Here is a 17,595-nt window from a genome sequence, read left to right as displayed (position 1 = left end):
GCAGCCGCGATGAGCGTGTCCGCGCCTTTCATCAGCCGGCCCATCGCAACCTCGCTGCTCGGCATCGCGGTGCTGCTCTGCGGCATCCTCGGCTATCTGCGCCTGCCGGTCGCGGCGCTGCCACAGGTCGATTTCCCGACCATCCAGATCACCACGCAATTGCCGGGCGCGAACCCCGAGACGATCGCCTCGTTGGTGACGGCGCCGCTGGAGCGGCAGTTCGGCCAGATCCCCGCGCTCTCGACGATGTATTCGCAGAGCTCCTTCGGGCTCAGCCAGGTCACCCTGCAATTCGACCTCGACCGCGACATCGATGCGGCCGCGCAGGACGTGCAATCGGCGATCAATGCGGCGGGCTCGACGCTGCCGCGCACCCTGCCCTATCCGCCGACCTACGCGAAGATCAACCCGGCCGATGCGCCGATCATGGTGTTGGCGCTGACCTCGGACACGGTCTCGCTGCGCGAGCTCAGCGACCTCGCCGACACGCTGCTCTCGCCGCGCCTGTCCGAGGTCTCCGGCGTCGGCCATGTCTCGCTCGAAGGCGGCGTCAGGCCGGCGATCCGCATCCAGGCCGATCTCGCGCGGCTCGCCGCCTACGGGCTCGGCATGGAGGACCTGCGCACGGCAACCGTCGCCGCCAATGTCTCCAGCGCCAAGGGCGCGCTCGACGGCAATCACCAAGCCTATACGATCAGCGCCAACGACCAGATCGGCAGCGCGAGCGCCTATCGCGACATCGTCGTCGCCTATCGCAGCGGCGCGCCGGTCTTCCTGCGCGACGTCGCGGTGGTGCTGGAAGACCTGGAGAACAGCCGCGTCGGCGCCTGGTACAAGGGCAAGACGGCGGTCGTCCTCGACGTGATGCGCCAGCCGGGCGCCAACATCGTCACCACGGTCGCCAGGGTGAAGGAGGAGATTCCGCGCCTCAAGAGCGGTATGCCGGCCGGCGTCGAACTGCAGGTGGTCAGCGACCGCACCGAGACGATCCGCGCCTCGATCGCCGACGTGCAGTTCACGCTGGTGCTGGCCTGCGCGCTCGTCGTGCTCGTCGTGCTGCTCTTCCTGCGCACGGTGCGAGCCACGATCATCGCCGGCGTGGCGCTGCCGCTCTCGCTGATCGCGACCTTCGCGGTGATGTGGCTTTGCGGCTTCAGCCTCGACAATCTCTCGCTGATGGCCCTGACCATCGGCACCGGCTTCGTCGTCGACGATGCGATCGTGATGATCGAAAACATCGTGCGCAACATGGAGCAGGGTAAGAAACCGCTCCGGGCGGCCTATGACGGCGCCCGCGAGATCGGCTTCACCGTGATCTCGCTGACGGTCTCGCTGGTCGCGGTCTTCATCCCGCTGCTGTTCATGACAGGGCTCGTCGGCCGCATGTTCCGCGAGTTCGCCCTGACGCTCACCATCGCGGTCGTGGTCTCGGCGATCGTCTCGCTGACGCTGACGCCGATGATGTGCGCGCGGCTGCTCCGCCATAAAGATGGCAAGCGCGAGAACCCGCTGATGCGGCTGGCGGAATGGCCGGTCTCGGCGATGGCGCGGCTCTACGAGGTGACGCTCGGCTGGGCGCTGAAGCTGCGCGGGCTCGTACTGCTCGCGACCCTGGTGACGCTGGTGCTGACAGTGTGGATGTATGTCGTCATCCCCAAGGGCTTCCTGCCGAGCCAGGATACCGGCCTGCTCAATGTCGTCATGGAATCCTCGCCGGACGTCTCCTTCAACGAGATGAAGCGTTTGCAGGAACAGGTGTCGCGGGCCTTCGAGCAGGACGGCGATGTCACCGGCGTCGTCGCGGTTCTCGGCATCGGCCAGGCCAACACCACGCTCAACACGGCCCGCATGACGGTGACGCTGCGCCCCAAGGACGAGCGGCATGACGACGCGGTCGTGATCGCCGAGCGGCTGCGTGCGCTGGCCGCCGCGATCCCCGGCGTCGTGGCCTATGTCCAGCCGGTCCAGGACATCCAGATCACGACCCGCGCCAGCCGCTCGCAATACCAGTACACCCTGACCGGCGCCGACCAGTTGCAGGTGATGGAATGGGCCCGCAAGCTCTCGGAGGCGCTGCGGCGGGAAGCGATCGTGCGCAACGTCGCCAACGAGGCGCAGGATGGCGGGCTTCGCGCCCGCGTCGAGATCGACCGGGCCAAGGCCGGGCGGCTCGGCATCTCGATCCAGGCCGTCAACGACACGCTCTACGACGCCTTCGGCCAGCGCCAGATCGCCACGATCTACGAGCAGTCGAACCAGTATCGTGTGATCCTGGAGGCGGCGCCGCAATATCTGCGCGACCCCTCTGCGCTCACGAAGCTCTACGTCACCGGCAACACCAATACCCAGGGCCAGACCAATTCCGCCGGCAGCTCGACGGTGACGCAGAACAGCGTGCAGGTGCCGCTCTCCTCCTTCACCCGATTGATCCGCGAGACCGCGCCGCTTTCCATCGCCCATCAGGAGCAGTTCCCGGCCGCGACCGTCTCCTTCGATCTGGCGCCCGGCGAGGCGCTCGGCGATGCCGTCAAGATGATCGCCGCCGTCGAACGCGAGATCGGCATGCCCAGCGCGATATCGGGCTCCTTCAGCGCCGATGCGGCGGAGTTCAACCGCTCGCTCGCCAACCAGCCCTGGCTGATCCTCGCCGCAATCGTGACGATCTATCTCGTGCTCGGCATTCTCTACGAGAGCTATGTCCACCCCTTCACGATCCTGACGACGCTTCCTTCCGCCGGCGTCGGCGCCCTCCTCGCCTTGATCCTGACCGGCCGCGAACTCTCGATCGTGGCGCTGATCGGCATCATCCTGCTGATGGGCATCGTCAAGAAGAACGCGATCATGATGATCGACTTCGCGCTCGAGGCCGAGCGGCATGAGGGCCTCTCGCCGGAGGAAGCCATCGTCAAGGCCTGCCTGCTGCGTTTCCGGCCGATCATGATGACGACGCTGGCCGCCCTGCTCGGCGCCCTGCCGCTGGCATTGGCGACCGGCACGGGCAGCGAATTGCGCCAGCCGCTCGGCATCACCATCGTCGGCGGCCTGCTGCTCAGCCAGTTGCTGACGCTCTACACCACCCCGGTGATCTATCTGGCACTCGAAAAGCTGCGCCGGCGCCTCGGCGGCGGCCCCGACGGCGTCGTGCCCTATCCCGATCCGGAGGCGGCCGAATGAGCGACGCCCCCGACGAGGACAAGGGCTGGAAGTCGGTGCGGGGCCTCTCCGACGCCTTCATCCTGCGCCCCGTCGGCACCACGCTGATGGCGGTCGGCCTCTTCCTCGTCGGCATGGTCGCCTACATGTTCCTGCCGGTGGCGAGCCTGCCGAGCGTCGACTTTCCGACGATCCGCGTCTTCGCCAGCCGGCCCGGCGCCGATCCGGCGACGATGGCCGGCAGTGTCGCCGCGCCCCTGGAGCGCCGGCTCGGCTCGATCCCCGGCGTGACCGAGATTACGTCCCGGAGCTCGCTCGGCTCGACCTCGATCGTGCTCCAATTCGACCTGACGCGGAATACCGACAGCGCCGCCCGCGACGTCCAGGCGGCGCTCAACGCGGCCGCGACCGATCTGCCGGGCGACCTGCCGACCCTGCCGCAATTCCGCAAGGCCAATCCCAACGCCGCGCCGATCCTGATCCTGGCCCTGACCTCGGACACGATGACGCCGAGCGCGATGTACGACGCCGCCGACACCGTCATCGCCCAACGCATCGCGCAGGTCGAGGGCGTCGGCGAGGTCACGGTCAACGGCGCCGAGCAGCCGGCGATCCGCGTGCGCGTTGACCCAGCCCAGCTCGCCGCCATGGGCCTGAGCCTCGATACGATCCGGACGGCCATCGTCAACGCCAACACCGTCTCGGCGGTCGGCTCCTTCGACGGCGGGCGATTGAGCGAGACGCTCTCCGCCAACAACCAGATCCGCCAGCCCGAGGATTACGGCAACATCGTCGTGCGCTCGGCCAAGGGCACGGTGGTCCGGCTCGCCGATGTCGCCACCGTCGAGCGCGGCGTGCGCAACAGCCGCGCCGCCGGCTGGTACAATGGCAAGCCGGCGATCCTCATCACCATCACCAAGCAGGCCGACGCCAACGTCATCGACACGGTCGACCGGGTGAAGGCGCTCCTGCCCGAGGTCCAGAAATGGGTGCCCGCCGGCATCCAGTTCTCGATCATGTCGGACCGCACCGTCACGATCCGCGCCTCGATCGCGGATATCCAGCATACGCTGCTGATCTCGATTGCCCTGGTGATGCTGGTCGTCTTCCTGTTCCTGCGACGCACGACCCTGACGGTCGCGGCGGGCGTCACCGTGCCGCTCTCGATCGCCGGCACTTTCGCGGCGATGTGGGTGGCCGGCTTCACGCTCGACAATCTCTCGCTGATGGCGGTGACCATCTCGGTCGGCTTCGTCGTCGACGATGCCATCGTCATGATCGAGAACATCGAGCGCAATGTCGCGAAGGGCATGTCGCCGCTGCGGGCCGCCCTGCTCGGCGCCGGCCAGATCGGCTTCACCGTGATCTCGATCAGCCTGTCCCTGATCGCGGCCTTCATCCCGCTTTTCTTCATGGACGGGGTGGCGGGCCGCTTCTTCCGCGAGTTCACGCTGACCCTGACCTTCGCGATCCTCGTCTCGACGATGGTCTCGCTCAGCGTCACGCCGATGGTCTGCGCGCATTTCCTGAAAGCCGGGCCGCATGCCCCCAGCCGCTTCGATCGCATCGTCGAGCGCGTGCTGTCGGGAATGACGCGCTTCTATGGCCGCACGCTCACGGTCGTGCTGCGGCATAGCTGGCTCATGCTCGTCGTGATGATCGCCACGGTGGTGCTGACCGTGCAGATGTTCCGCAGCGCGCCGAAGGGCTATTTTCCGCAGGACGACACCGGCCTCGTCATCGGCTTCACCCAGGCCTCGACCGATATCTCCTTCCCGGCGATGATGCAGCTCCAGCAGCGTGGCGCCGCCATCGTCGCAGCCGACCCCGCCGTCTTCGGCGTCGCCTCCTTCATCGGCGGCGGCGGCTCGGTGAATACCGGGCGCTTCTTCGTCAGCCTCAAGCCGCTGGAGGAACGTGGCGTCAGCTCGGCGCAGGTGGTCAACCGGCTGCGCGGACGCCTCTCCTCGATCCCGGGCCTGCGCATCTTCCTGACCCCGGTGCAGGATGTGCGCGCCGGCGGGCGGCAGGGCCGCTCGCAATACCAGTTCACGCTCTGGGACCCCGACCTGCCCGAATTGCAGGAATGGGTACCCAAGGTGCTGGAGAAGCTGCGCACCCTGCCAGAACTCGTCGATGTCTCGACCGACCGCGAACAGGGCGGGCTCGAGGCGCAGGTCGTGATCGACCGCAACAAGGCCTCGCAGCTCGGCGTCGCGATCCAGGCCATCGACAACGTGCTGGCCGATGCCTTCAGCCAGCGCCAGATCTCGACGATCTACGGCGCGCGCAACCAGTACCGCGTCGTGCTCGAAGTCGCGCCCTCGCGCAGCCGCGACCCCGAGGACATCCTCGATCTCTACGTGCCCGGCCGCAACGGCAGGCAGGTGCCGCTGCGCAGCCTGGTCAAGGTCGAGCGCGGTACCGCCCCGCTCGTGATCAACCACCAGGGCCAGTTCCCGGCGGTGACGATCACCTATGACCTCGCGCCCGGCGTCGGCATCCAGGAGGCGAGCGACGCCGTCGTCGCCGCCGTCGAGGGCCTGCACATGCCGGCCTCGCTACGGGCCGAGTTCGCGGGGGATGCCAAGGCGTTCGCGCAAGGGGCCGGCAGCCAGGGCATGATGATCCTGGTCGCGATCCTGGCCGTCTACATCATCCTGGGGGTTCTCTACGAGAGCCTGATCCACCCGGTGACGATCCTCTCGACCCTGCCCTCGGCGGGCCTGGGCGCGCTGATCGCCCTGCGGATATCCGGCACCGACCTCACCATCATCGCCTTCATCGGCATCATCCTGCTGATCGGCATCGTCAAGAAGAACGGCATCATGATGGTCGATTTCGCCATCGCCGCCGAGCGCCAGCGCGCGATGCCCTCGCGCGAGGCGATCTTCGAGGCCTGCCTCGAACGCTTCCGGCCGATCCTGATGACGACCCTTTCGGCCATGCTCGGCGCGGTCCCGCTGATGATCGCGACCGGCCCCGGTGCGGAACTGCGCCGCCCGCTCGGCATCACCATCGTCGGCGGGCTGATCCTGAGCCAGATCCTGACGCTCTACACCACGCCGATCATCTATCTCTGGATGAGCAAGCTGGGCCGCCGCCGGGCCTCGCGGGAAGCCGCCGGCCCCTCCCCGGCTCAAGGGGATCCCGGCCCGGCTTGAGCCGGGGCGCGGTTGCCGTGACCGCTATCGCGCGTGGATGGCCCGCCAGATCGCCTGCGGCGTCGCCGGCATGTCGATATGGCGCACGCCATGAGGCGAAAGCGCATCGACGATCGCGTTCATCACCGAAGGTAGCGAGCCGGCGCAACCAGCCTCGCCGCAGCCCTTGGCGCCGACCGGGTTGGTCCGCGTCGGCACGCCCTGGCTGATGAAGGAGAAGAAGGGCACGTCGGCGGCCCGCGGCATCGCGTAATCCATGTAGGACCCGGTCAGGAGCTGGCCGTTCTCGTCATAGGAGGTCATCTCGCAGATCGCCTGGCCGATGCCCTGCACGACGCCGCCATGGAGCTGCCCCTCGACGATCATCGGGTTCACCAGCACCCCGAAATCATTGACCATGACATAGCTGGCGATCTCGACATGGCCGGTGTCCGAGTCGATCTCGACCTCGGCGATATGGCAGCCGTTGGGATAGGCCGAAGGCGCCGCCTTGAAGACGTGGTCGACATCGAGCGTCTTGGGCAAATCATCCGGTAGCGCCGCGCCCGCCTGAAGCTTCCGCACCAGCTCCATGATGCCGATCGAGCGATCGGTTCCGGCAATGCTGAAGCGGCCCTCGGTGAATTCGATATCGGCGACAGCCGCTTCAAGGAAATGCGCGCTCAGGAGCTTGCCCTTCTCGATGACGCGCTCGCTCGCCTCGATGATCGCCGAGCCGCTCGCCATGATCGATTTCGAGCCGCCGGTGCCACCGCCCGCGATCAGGCGATCGCTGTCGCCCTGCACGAGCCTGATCCTGTCGAAGGGCACGCCGAGCTGGCTGGTCAGGACCTGGGCGAAGGGCGTCCAGTGGCCCTGCCCGTAATCGAGCGTCCCGGTGACGATGGTGACCGTGCCGTCCGGCTCGAAATGGATGCCGCCCATCTCGTTGCTCGGCGGAGCGGTGACCTCGAGATAGCAGCCGATGCCGCGGCCGCGCAGCTTGCCGGCCTTGCGGCTGGCGCGCTCGCGCGCCCGGTAGCCCTTCCAGTCGGCCGCCTCCAGCGCCCGGGCGAAGAGTGCCGGGAAGTCGCCGCTGTCATAGACCGTCCCGATCGGGGTCTTCCACGGCAGTTGCGCGGGCGCGATCAGGTTGCGCTGCCGGAGGACGGCCGCGTCGATCCCCATCTCGCGGGCGGCGCTATCGATCAGCCGCTCCATGAAGTAATTGCCCTCGGGGCGCCCGGCCCCGCGATAGGCCCCGATCGGCGCGGTATTGGTGAGCGCGCAGCGCGTCTGCACCTCGACCAGCGGCGTGCGATACATGCCGACGCTGTTCTTGCCGACATTCGACGTCGCCATCATCGGGCCGGGCGGCGAGAGATAGCCGCCCATATTGCCGAAGCCGGTGAAGCGCGTGGCGAGGAAGCGTCCGCGCGCATCGAGAGCGAGCTCCGCCTCGAACGCCATGTCGCGGCCGTGATGGTCGGAGACGAAGCTCTCCGAGCGCTGGTCGGCCCATTTCACCGGCTTCTTCAGGAGCCGCGCCGCATGCAGCAACACAACATATTCCGGGAACACCGCCGACTTCATGCCGAAGGAACCGCCGACATGGCCGGTCACCAGGCGCATCCGCTCCTGCGGCACGCCCATCGCCGCGGCGAGGTTGTTGCGCATGCCGAAGGCGCCCTGGCTCGGGGCATGGAGCGTGTAGCGCTTCGCCTTGCGGTCATAGGTTCCGATCGCCGCGCGCGGCTCGATCGGGTTCACGACGATGCGGTTGTTGACGATCCGCACCCTGGTGACATGCGCAGCCTCCGCAAAGGCCGCCGCGACCTTGCCGGCATCGCCGAAATGGTAGTCGATGACGAGATTGCCGGGAACGTCGTCGAAGAGCTGGGGCGCATCGGGGGCCAGTGCAGCCTCGGCCGAGGTCACCGCGGGCAGGATGTCGATATCGAGCGACACGGCCTCGGCCGCATCGCGGGCCTGCAGTGCCGTGCGGGCGACGACCATGGCGACGGGGTCGCCGACGAAGCGAACCTTGTCTCCCGTCAGCGCGTGCCGGACCGGCTTCCTCATGGCTGTGCCGTCGCGGTTCGACAGGTCGACCTGGCATTTCAGCGCGCCATAGCCCTGGCCGTCGAGGTCGGCAGCGGTGTAGATCGCGACGACCCCCTTCATGGCTTTCGCGTCGGCCGTGTCGATGCCACGAATGATGCCATGCGCATGGGGGCTGCGGACGAAGGCCGCATAAAGCTGGCCCTCCAGCGACAGATCGTCGGTATAGCGCCCTTCGCCGCGCACGAGGGTCGCATCCTCCTTACGCGGCAGCGACTGGCCGATCCCCGCATTGACCGCCGGACGATCGGCCTGAGAAACATGCATGTTCATCGCAAGGCACCGCAGTCGAATGAAAGCCGAAGCGGCGCCCTGAGCGGATCAGCAGGGAGCGCCTCGGCCTCGTGCGGGCACCGCCGCGTTATTCAGCCGCGATACCCAACTGTGGTGATCATAGGCATCCTGAAGCGCATTGGCGCCTGTGTTCGCGGCATAGCGCCATTGACCCTGGCGTAGCCCGGCGGCGACCGAGAGGCATCGTCGCGGGACGCTGTTCCTTTACCGATTTCGAAATCGCCGGGGATCATCTTCGTCAGCGAACAGGCGGAGCGTATTGCAGACCGCCTTTCGACCAGAGATTGTTGGCGCCCCGCGGAATGCCCAGCGGCGATGACGGCCCGAGATATTTCTCATAGCTCTCGCCGTAATTGCCGACCTGCTTGACGATCCGGTAGGCCCAGTCCTTGGTCAGCCCGAGCCCCTCGCCGAGATTGCCGTCGACCCCGAGGAAGCGCTTGATCTCCGGATTGGCCGATTTCAATTGCTCGTCGACATTGGCCGAGGTGAGGCCCAGTTCCTCGGCATTGACCATCGCGTAGTGGGTCCAGCGGACGATATTGGCCCAGGCTTCGTCGCCGCGACGAACCGCCGGCCCGAGCGGCTCCTTCGAGATGAGCTCGGGCAGGATCACGAAGTCCTGACCATTGGCGACCTTCAGGCGATAGGCATAGAGCGCCGACGCATCGGTGGTGAAGACGTCGCAGCGGCCGGTCTCGAACGCCTTGATGGCCTCGTCGCCCGAAGCAAAGCTCACCGGCTCGTATTTCATGCCATTCTTCTGGAAGAAGTCGGCGATGTTCAGTTCGGTCGTCGTGCCGCCCTGGACGCAGACGGTCGCGCCGCCGAGGTCCTTCGCCGATTTGATCCCCATCGACTTTTTGACCATCAGCGCTTGCCCGTCGAAATAGGTGATCGCCGAGAAGGACAGGCCGAGCGTCGTGTCGCGCGACAGAGACCAGGTGGTCTGGCGCGAGAGCACGTCGACCTCGCCCGACTGCACGACCGCGAAGCGATCCTTCGGGTTGAGCGAGATGTATTTGACCTTCTTGGCATCGCCCAGGACCGTCGCCGCGACGGCGCGGCACAGATCGACATCGAGCCCGCCCCACTGCCCCTGCGCATTCGGCAGCGAGAAGCCGGGAACGCCCGGGCTCGTTCCGCAGATCAGCTCACCGCGCTCCTTGACCTTCTCCAGCGTGCCCGCCTGTGCCGCCGCAGCCGATGCCAGAATCACGGCTGCCCCGAAAACCACCTGCAATGCCTTCATCGTCCCCTCCCGATTATCCCTTAAAGGTCATAAGACTAGCCTATTGGCGAAGAATGCTGCCGTCAACTGGGGCGCAGGAGCAGCTTTTGCCGAAGCCCCATCCAGCGCGCGGAGTAATTTGCCAAACAGGGCGATATTTGCCCGATTTCCCTCGCCACAAGCAACTGCACAGGTCCACGCCATGCCCGCGCTCGACAGGCAGGCATCTGATCGCTATGGGTCATAAAGCTGACTTAACAAGGCGACGCCTGTCCAGGCGGGGAGCATGCAATGGGCGATATGACACTTCACTGGTCGCCGCGATCGCCTTTCGTGCGGAAGGTGATGGTGGCCGCTCATGAGCTCGGCCTCGTCGATCGTTTGACGCTGCGGCGCACGGTCGTCCAGATGACGAAGCCGAATCCGGACCTGCTGCCCGACAATCCGCTGAGCAAGATCCCGACGCTGGTCCTGGCCGACGGCACGGTGCTGATCGATTCCGGCCTGATCTGCGAATATCTCGATTCGCTGGCCGGCGGCGGCATCATCATCCCCGCCGCGGGGCCGGAGCGCTGGAAAGAACTCAGCCGGCACGAACTCGCGACAGGGTTTCTCGACCTGCTGATCCTCTGGCGCAACGAGCGCAATAAGCCGGCGGAACGGCAGACGGCGGAGTGGCTGTCGAGTTTCGCCGCCAAGGCGTCGGCCTCCCTCGCGCGCTTCGAGAGCGAAGCCGGCCTGACCTCCCCGGGGCCACTGCAGCTTTCGGGAATCGCGCTCGGCTGCTGCCTCTCCTATCTCGATTTCCGCTTCGAGGATCTCGACTGGCGGGCGAGCCATCCCCGGCTCGCGCAATGGCATGGCGAATTCCGCCAGCGCCCCTCCGCGATCGCCACCGAGGTCAAGGACGATGGCTGATATCCAGCGCCAGGGCCCCCTCAGCCATGTCCGGGTCCTCGATCTCAGCCGCATCATGGCCGGTCCCTGGGCGACCCAGATTCTCGCCGATCTCGGCGCCGACGTCATCAAGGTCGAACGCCCCGGCGCCGGCGACGACACCCGGGCCTGGGGGCCACCCTATCTCAAGGACGCGGCCGGCAACCCGACCAGCGAGGCCGGCTACTACCTCTCGGTCAATCGCGGCAAGCGCTCGATCACCGTCGACATCACCAGCGCGAAAGGGCAGGACATCGTCCGCCGGCTGGCCGCCACGAGCGATATCGTCGTCGAGAACTACAAGGTCGGGACGCTCAAGCGCTATGGTCTCGATTACGAGGCACTCAAGACGATCAATCCGCGCCTGATCTTCGCCTCGGTGACCGGCTTCGGGCAAAGCGGTCCTCGCAAGTCGGCGGCGGCCTATGATTTCGCGATCCAGGCCATGGGCGGCCTGATGAGCGTCACCGGCGAGCGCGAGGGCATGCCGGGCGCCGGGCCGCAGAAGGTCGGCGTTCCCATCGTCGACATCATGACCGGCATGTATACGGCGGTCGGCGTGCTCGCGGCCTTGGTCAGGCGCAACGAAACCGGCAAGGGCGACAATATCGACCTCGCCATGCTGGATGTTCAGACCGGCTTCCTCGCCAACCAGGCGATGAACTGGCTGGTCTCGGGACGCGCCCCCGTGCGTGGCGGCAACCGCCACCCCAACATCCAGCCCCAGGACGTCTTCCCCTGCGCCGACGGATTCATCGTCCTGGCCGTCGGCAATGACGGGCAATTCGCCAAGCTCTGCGAGGTCCTGGGCGAGCCGCAATGGGCGCAGGATGCGCGCTTCGCCACCAATCCGGCGCGCGTGACCAATCACGGCCTGCTCGATCCGTTGCTGCGCGCCGCTTTCGGCCGCTTCGATCGCGCCGCGCTCATCGCCGCGCTCGATGCCGCCGGCGTTCCATGCGCGCCGATCAACACGGTCCCTGAGGTGTTCGACGATCCGCAGGTCAGGCATCGCGGCATGTTGCGCCACCTGCCGCATCCGCTCGCCGGCACGGTTCCGCAGGTCGTCAGCCCGCTGAGCTTCGAGAACGAGCCACTCGCTTTCGACCGTCCCCCGCCCTTGCTCGGCGAGCATACCGACGAGATCCTCCGTGACATCGGCCTGGCCGAGCAAGCTTGATGGAAGACAGAATGGGTCGCCTCCACCTCCCGGCCGTCGACGAGCTGACGCCCGATCAGCGCAAGGTCTATGACGAGGTCGTCTCCGGGCCGCGCGGGCGGCTGGTCGGGCCATTGCGCGCCGTCATCCACAGTCCGGAACTTGCCACGCGCTGGTCCCGTCTCGGCGAGTTCCTGCGCTATTCCACGCTGCTGCCGCCGAAGCTCAACGAGCTCGCCATCATCGTCGCCGGCCGCCACTGGAACAGCCAGCTGGAATTCTACATCCACGCCGAGGCGGCGAAGGTCGCTGGCCTCGCCCCCGCCCGCATCGAGGCCATCCGGCAGGGCCAGGCGCCGATCTTCGTCGCGGACGAGGAGCGGGAGGTCTATGAATATGCCCGCCTGCTCGTGCAGACCGGCACTGTTCCCGACGACGTGCATGCCGCGATCGTCGCGCGGTGGGGAGCGCGCGGCGCGGTCGAGCTCACCGGCGTGATCGGTTACTACACGATGGTGTCGATGACGCTGAACGCGCATGGAATCCCGCTGCCGGACGGAGCGGCTCCGCCCCTGCCCAAGCTGCAGGAGGGGCCGACACGCTTGCCCGCCTCCCTGCGGGTGGCCGAGGACATCAGCCGTGACTGAGACCGTCCTCCCGAGATCGCACCGCCCTCCCGGCTGGACGCTGCCGGCCGGAGCCTGCGACTGCCACGCGCATGTCTTCGGCCCCTATGAGCGCTTTCCCGTGTCGCACCGGATGCATTACGCGGCGCCCTTGGCACCAGCGGCGGCGCATCGCGACATGCTGGAGCGCGTCGGCCTCGCCCATGGCGTGCTCGTCCAGCCCGGCGCCTATGGCGAAGACCCTTCGCCGATCCTCGACGCCCTCTCGCAAGGTGGCGGGCGCCTGCGCGGCATCGGCGCCGCGAGCGGGCGGGTGCCGCAGGCCGATCTCGATGCCTGGCATGCGGCGGGCATCCGGGGCTTGCGTTTCAACGACATGACGGTGCCCGGCGGAACGGGCCCCTTCCCCGGATCGGTCGGTACCGAGGCTCTCGCCGCCTTGGCTCCCGGCATGCGCGAGAGGGGCTGGCATGCCGAGATCTGGGCCGGGATCGACCGGCATGTCGAGAACCTGCCGCTCTACCGCGCCAGCGGCCTCCCGATCGTGCTGGACCATATGGCGGGCCTGCAGATCGCGCGCGGGCTGGGCGATCCGTCGTTCAGGATGATCCTCGACGCGCTTCGCGAAGGCTGGCTTTGGATCAAGCTCGTCCTGTGCCGCGTCTCCCAGGAGTTCCCGGATTATGCCGATGCCCGGCCGTTCCATGATGCGCTGATCGAGGCCAATTCCGCGCGGGTGATCTGGGGCTCGGACTGGCCGCATCTTCGCCTGGCCGAGCGGGCTCCCGATGTCGGGCATCTGCTCGACCTGTTCGCCGAATGGGTTCCGGATGCCGGGCTTCGCCAGCAGATCCTCGTCGACAATCCCCGCAAGCTCTACGGGTTCTGATGCTGGCCCGAAGCCGCGTTCGTTACGGAGTTTGAAATGACCAACACCCCCGAAACCCTGACCGTCAGCGTCAGCGATTTCGTCGCGACAGTGACGATCGACCGGCCGCCGGTCAACGCGCAGAACCGCCAGTTCCGGGAGGAGATCGTCGCCGTCTTCGACAGCCTCAGCGACCGCGCCGACGTGCGCGCGATCGTGCTGACCGGCGCCGGCAAGACCTTCTCCGCAGGGGCCGACCTGAAGGAACGCCCCGGCCTGGCGGAGGAACCGGGCGCCTATCCCCGCCATAATCGCCTCGTGCGCGCGTCCTTCGATACGGTGATGGAATGCTCCAAGCCCGTCATCGCCGCGGTCAATGGCGCAGCGATCGGCGCGGGCTGCGTGCTGGCCCTGTGCTGCGACATCATCCTCGTGGCGGAGGAAGCCTTCTTCGCGATGACCGAGGTCGATGTCGGGCTGGCCGGCGGGGTCAGCCATGTCCGCCGGTTCTTCCGGGAATCCGATGCCAGGATGCTGGTCTACACCGCGCGACGGGTCCGCGGTTCGGAACTCTACCGCATGGGCGTCGCCTCGGACTGCGTCCCGGCCGAGCGCCTGCTCGGATTGGCCCAGGAGATCGCGCGCGAGATCGCCTCGAAAAGCCCTTCGGCGGTCCAGGCCGCCAAGCGATCCTTCAATGTCACCGAAGGCCTCGAACTGCGCGACGGCTATCGCTTCGAGCAGTCGCAGACCGTGGCTCTAGCCTCGTCGGAGGATACCAAGGAGGCGCAGCGCGCCTTCGCCGAAAAGCGCAAGCCGGTCTTCGGAGGCGGCTAGATGGACTCGACTGAAGCCGTCGCCGTCCGCCACGCATCCGACGGCGTCGCGGTCATCACGCTGAACCGGCCGGAGCGCCGCAACGCGCTCAATCTCGACATCAAGGCGCGCATCGCCGACGCCATCCTGACGCTAGAGGCCGACACGAGCGTACGCGTCATCGTCCTGACCGGTGCCGGCGGCTATTTCATCGCCGGCACGGATATCGCCGAGATGGAGCCGATGAGCCCGGCCCAGCATCAGGTGCTCGCGACCGACCGGATGTTCACGGTGCTCCGGCGTTGCCCGAAGATCCTGATCGCCGCCGTCGAGGGCTATGCGCTGGGCGGCGGCTGCGAGACGGCACTCTGCTGCGACATGATCGTCGCCGGCGAAGGCGCCCGTTTCGGCCAGCCGGAAATCCGCGTCGGCATCATGCCCGGCGCCGGCGGTACGCAGCGCCTGCTGCGGGCCATCGGCAAGTACCGCACCATGAAGCTCGTCCTGACGGGAGAGCCGCTGACCGCCGCCGAAGCCTTCCAGGCCGGCCTGCTCTCGGAGATCGTACCCGATGGCAACGCCCTCGACCGCGCCCTGGCGCTGGCCAGGACCGTAGCCGCAATGCCGCCGCTCTCCGTCCAGGCGATCAAGGAGGTCGTGCAGCTCGGGCAGGATGTACCCCTGGACACGGCGCTCGCGCTGGAGCGCAAGGCCTTCGTCCAGCTTTTCGACACGCAGGACCAGAAAGAGGGAATGCGTGCCTTTCTGGAAAAGCGCCCGCCCGAGTTCAAAGGACGGTGATTCCTACCGCAGCTTCACGTCGAACTTGACGACATCCCCGCGGTAGATGCCCTTCGCATCGAGCACCAGCACGCCATCCTGATCCAGGGCCTGCCGGTGGACGAAGGCGACCGGGGAATCCAGGGAAATCCCGAGCGCCTCGCTGGTCTCGATATCCGCCGTGCCAATGGTCAGCGTCTGGCGCGCATCCATGATCTCGACGCCTTCGACTTCGGAGATCAGGCGCAGGGCCGTCTTCGATTCGAGGTCGCGCTGGGCGATGCGATCGCGAAGCCGTTCGTCGATATGGAGATCGGCCAGAAGAAAGGGCTGCCCATGCCGCCAGTGACGACGCCGGACATGGCGATAGGCCGGGGCAAGCGTCCCGATCTGCTCTTCGAAGGCATGGAGGACCCTGTCGGGCTCGTCATGGAGGATCTCGATCGTCGCGTCGTAGCTCGGGCGCAGCAGGCCCGACCAGTCCGTCCCGACCGCGCACCACAAATTCTCCGCCGGACGCTTGCGCACGAATGTGCCGCGCGCGCGGTAGCGTTCGATCAGCTGGTCGTCTTCGAGCAGGTCCAGCGCCTGACGGATCGTCGCCCGCGCGACACCGCATTCGGTGGCGAGCTCGTCGACGGTCGGAATCTGTGCGCCGACCTGCCATTGCCCGGCCTCGATCCGGCGCCGGAACAGCGTGGCGAGCTGATGATAGCGGGAAATACCGGACCGTTTGAAATCCAACGGCTTCGAAGAAACGCTGCGGACGATCATGCGGCTCCCGATCAGGCTTGCGACAATCGGCAGGCTACCCCAACAACCGGCGGTTGACGAGCCGCAGGCGCATCATTAATCCGATGAACTAGATTATTGTCCTTTTCATCGATCGCGCCTGCGCCGCCTGCGCACTCCGATCGCAGATTGCCGCCAGGACGGATCATCATGCAGAACGTCGTCGACATCTCCGGCCAAGGCCTGACTCCGGCAGAGGTCGTTCAGGTCGCCCGGTTCGGGGCGCGTGTGGCCCTCACGCGGGATGCGGTCGACCGCATCGGCCGCGCGCGCGCGGTCGTCGACGAGGTCGTCCGCAAGGGCGAGAAGATCTACGGCGTCACCAGCAGCGTCGGGGCCAAGACCGGCACGATGCTGGCTCCGGACAAGATTCCCGAATTCAATCGTCGCCTGCTCCTGACCCATAATATGGGGCACGGCCCCCTCGCTTCGCACGAAACCGTGCGGGCCATGATGGTCGTGCTGCTCAACAGCATGGCGACCGGCTATCTCGGCGTCAGGCCAGTCATGGCCGACAGGCTGGTCGAGGCCCTGAACGAGGATCGTCGGGTCGGTGTCCACCTCTGGGGTTCGATGGGCCAAAGCGACATGTCGCCGATCGCGGACCTGGCGCTGGAACTCTACAAGGATCATGAATTCGCAGCCGGCGAGGCGCTCGCCCTGCTGAATTCCAGCGCGCTGTCGATTGGCACCGCGGCCCTCGCCTTCCACGATCTCGAGCGCATGCTCGATCTCGCCACGCTGGCCGGTGCGTTCAGCATGGAGGGTTTTGCGGCCAATCCGTCGATCGTCTCGGAAGCCGCGCTGAACTCGCGTCCCTTCGACGGCGTGCTGCGCCACGGCCGCGCGATCCGGGCATATCTCGATGGCAGCTATCTGATGCGAGCCGGCGGGCCGCGCCATCTCCAGGATCCGCTGAGCTTCCGTTCGCTGCCGCTGATCCATGGAACGGCCGCCGACAGCCTCGCCTTTGCGGGCCGGCAGCTCGCGATCGAACTCGGCGCCAGCCAGAACAACCCCATCGTCGCCATCGAGCAGCGCCAACTGGTCTCGGTCGCCAATTTCGACATGGTGGCGCTCGCGATGGCGCTCGATATCGCCCGGCTCGCCATGGTGCCTGTCGTCACCAGCTCGACGGAGCGGCTGGCCAAGCAGGCCGATTCATTCTGGTCGGGCCTGAGCGTCGGCCTGATCGAGGAGGACGGCGTCGGCCTGCCGGGCTTCAACGGCCTCGCGCAGTTTCACAAATCCATCACCTCGGAGGCGCGGCTTCTCGGCGCCCCTGTCGTCAGCGAGCTCGCGAGCTCGAGCCATTCGAACGGTAATCTCGATCGGGCGAGCATGGCCGGTCTCGCAGCGCGCCGGACGGCGGAGATGGCGACGCTCTGCCGCTCGATCTTCGGGATGGAATTGATGGTGGCGGCGCAGGCTATCGAGATGCGGAAGGCCAGTCCGCTCGGCACTGTCACCGGCCGATTGTTCACCTTCGTTCGCGAGGGCGTCCCCTATGCCGGCGCGGGACAGCGCGTGCCCCATGCCGGGGCCTTCCTCGATCACCTCGCCGCAAACGAAGCCGAGATCGATCGCCTCATCGAAGCTGGCATGGCGAAGGCCCGCTAAAGCCTGCTCCCTTTTCGGGCCTCCACCGGGCCGCAGCGCGCCGGAGCGTGTTGACA

At 66.9% G+C, this 17,595-nt stretch carries 12 protein-coding genes; 9 read left to right on the top strand and 3 right to left on the bottom strand.

Annotated elements, in window-relative coordinates:
* Positions 1–9 precede the first annotated feature (9 nt).
* Positions 10–3,174: an efflux RND transporter permease subunit gene (locus AC1RLU_RS02945; protein WP_492793758.1), complete on the top strand. Its 3,165-nt coding sequence runs from the start codon at positions 10–12 to the stop codon at positions 3,172–3,174.
* Entirely contained in the window at positions 3,171–6,317 is a 3,147-nt protein-coding gene (locus tag AC1RLU_RS02940) for an efflux RND transporter permease subunit (protein ID WP_492793756.1), read from the top strand. Before AC1RLU_RS02945 ends, AC1RLU_RS02940 begins: the two co-directional genes overlap by 4 nt.
* Before the next feature lie 24 nt (positions 6,318–6,341).
* On the opposite strand, the gene AC1RLU_RS02935 is transcribed toward AC1RLU_RS02940, so the two are convergent.
* Together AC1RLU_RS02935 and AC1RLU_RS02930 are read right to left on the bottom strand one after the other, a co-directional pair.
* Positions 6,342–8,690, bottom strand: a complete 2,349-nt coding sequence (locus tag AC1RLU_RS02935; protein ID WP_492793754.1) for a xanthine dehydrogenase family protein molybdopterin-binding subunit — start codon at positions 8,688–8,690, stop codon at positions 6,342–6,344.
* A gap of 259 nt (positions 8,691–8,949) precedes the next feature.
* The gene (locus tag AC1RLU_RS02930; RefSeq protein ID WP_492793753.1) at positions 8,950–9,963 is read right to left on the bottom strand and encodes an amino acid ABC transporter substrate-binding protein; all 1,014 of its coding nucleotides are present in this window, start codon (positions 9,961–9,963) and stop codon (positions 8,950–8,952) included.
* Positions 9,964–10,233: 270 nt separating this feature from the next.
* Between AC1RLU_RS02930 and AC1RLU_RS02925 the strand changes: the two genes are divergently transcribed.
* Genes AC1RLU_RS02925 through AC1RLU_RS02900 form a run of 6 tightly spaced genes read left to right on the top strand, consistent with a single transcriptional unit; the run spans position 10,234 to position 15,148 of the window.
* A complete protein-coding gene (locus tag AC1RLU_RS02925; protein ID WP_492793751.1) occupies positions 10,234–10,860 on the top strand; it encodes a glutathione S-transferase family protein in 627 nt (208 codons plus the stop codon).
* Positions 10,853–12,058 (top strand): CaiB/BaiF CoA transferase family protein, encoded by a 1,206-nt coding sequence (locus tag AC1RLU_RS02920; protein WP_492793749.1) that lies wholly within the window; start codon positions 10,853–10,855, stop codon positions 12,056–12,058. Before AC1RLU_RS02925 ends, AC1RLU_RS02920 begins: the two co-directional genes overlap by 8 nt.
* Positions 12,059–12,069: 11 nt before the next feature.
* A complete protein-coding gene (locus AC1RLU_RS02915; RefSeq protein ID WP_492793748.1) occupies positions 12,070–12,684 on the top strand; it encodes a carboxymuconolactone decarboxylase family protein in 615 nt (204 codons plus the stop codon).
* Positions 12,677–13,552 carry an amidohydrolase family protein gene (locus AC1RLU_RS02910; protein WP_492793746.1) on the top strand — a complete coding sequence of 292 codons (876 nt, stop codon included), beginning with the start codon at positions 12,677–12,679 and terminating at the stop codon, positions 13,550–13,552. The genes AC1RLU_RS02915 and AC1RLU_RS02910 overlap by 8 nt, the downstream gene beginning before the upstream one ends.
* A gap of 36 nt (positions 13,553–13,588) precedes the next feature.
* Positions 13,589–14,368, top strand: a complete 780-nt coding sequence (locus tag AC1RLU_RS02905) for an enoyl-CoA hydratase/isomerase family protein (RefSeq protein ID WP_492793745.1) — start codon at positions 13,589–13,591, stop codon at positions 14,366–14,368.
* A complete protein-coding gene (locus AC1RLU_RS02900; protein ID WP_492793743.1) occupies positions 14,369–15,148 on the top strand; it encodes an enoyl-CoA hydratase-related protein in 780 nt (259 codons plus the stop codon).
* Between the two features lie 3 nt (positions 15,149–15,151).
* Here AC1RLU_RS02900 and AC1RLU_RS02895 read toward each other — a convergent pair whose 3' ends face one another.
* Complete coding sequence (locus AC1RLU_RS02895; protein WP_082617565.1) at positions 15,152–15,901, bottom strand: GntR family transcriptional regulator; 750 nt, start codon at positions 15,899–15,901, stop codon at positions 15,152–15,154.
* A 168-nt stretch (positions 15,902–16,069) separates the two neighbouring features.
* Between AC1RLU_RS02895 and AC1RLU_RS02890 the strand changes: the two genes are divergently transcribed.
* Positions 16,070–17,539 carry an aromatic amino acid lyase gene (locus AC1RLU_RS02890; RefSeq protein WP_492793741.1) on the top strand — a complete coding sequence of 490 codons (1,470 nt, stop codon included), beginning with the start codon at positions 16,070–16,072 and terminating at the stop codon, positions 17,537–17,539.
* The last annotated feature ends 56 nt before the right edge of the window (positions 17,540–17,595 follow it).

The sequence above is a fragment of the Allobosea sp. GW822-FHT05A11 genome (assembly GCF_058800455.1).
The sequence above is the reverse complement of the archived record's forward strand: the minus strand, read 5'-3'. Positions and strand labels throughout refer to the sequence as shown.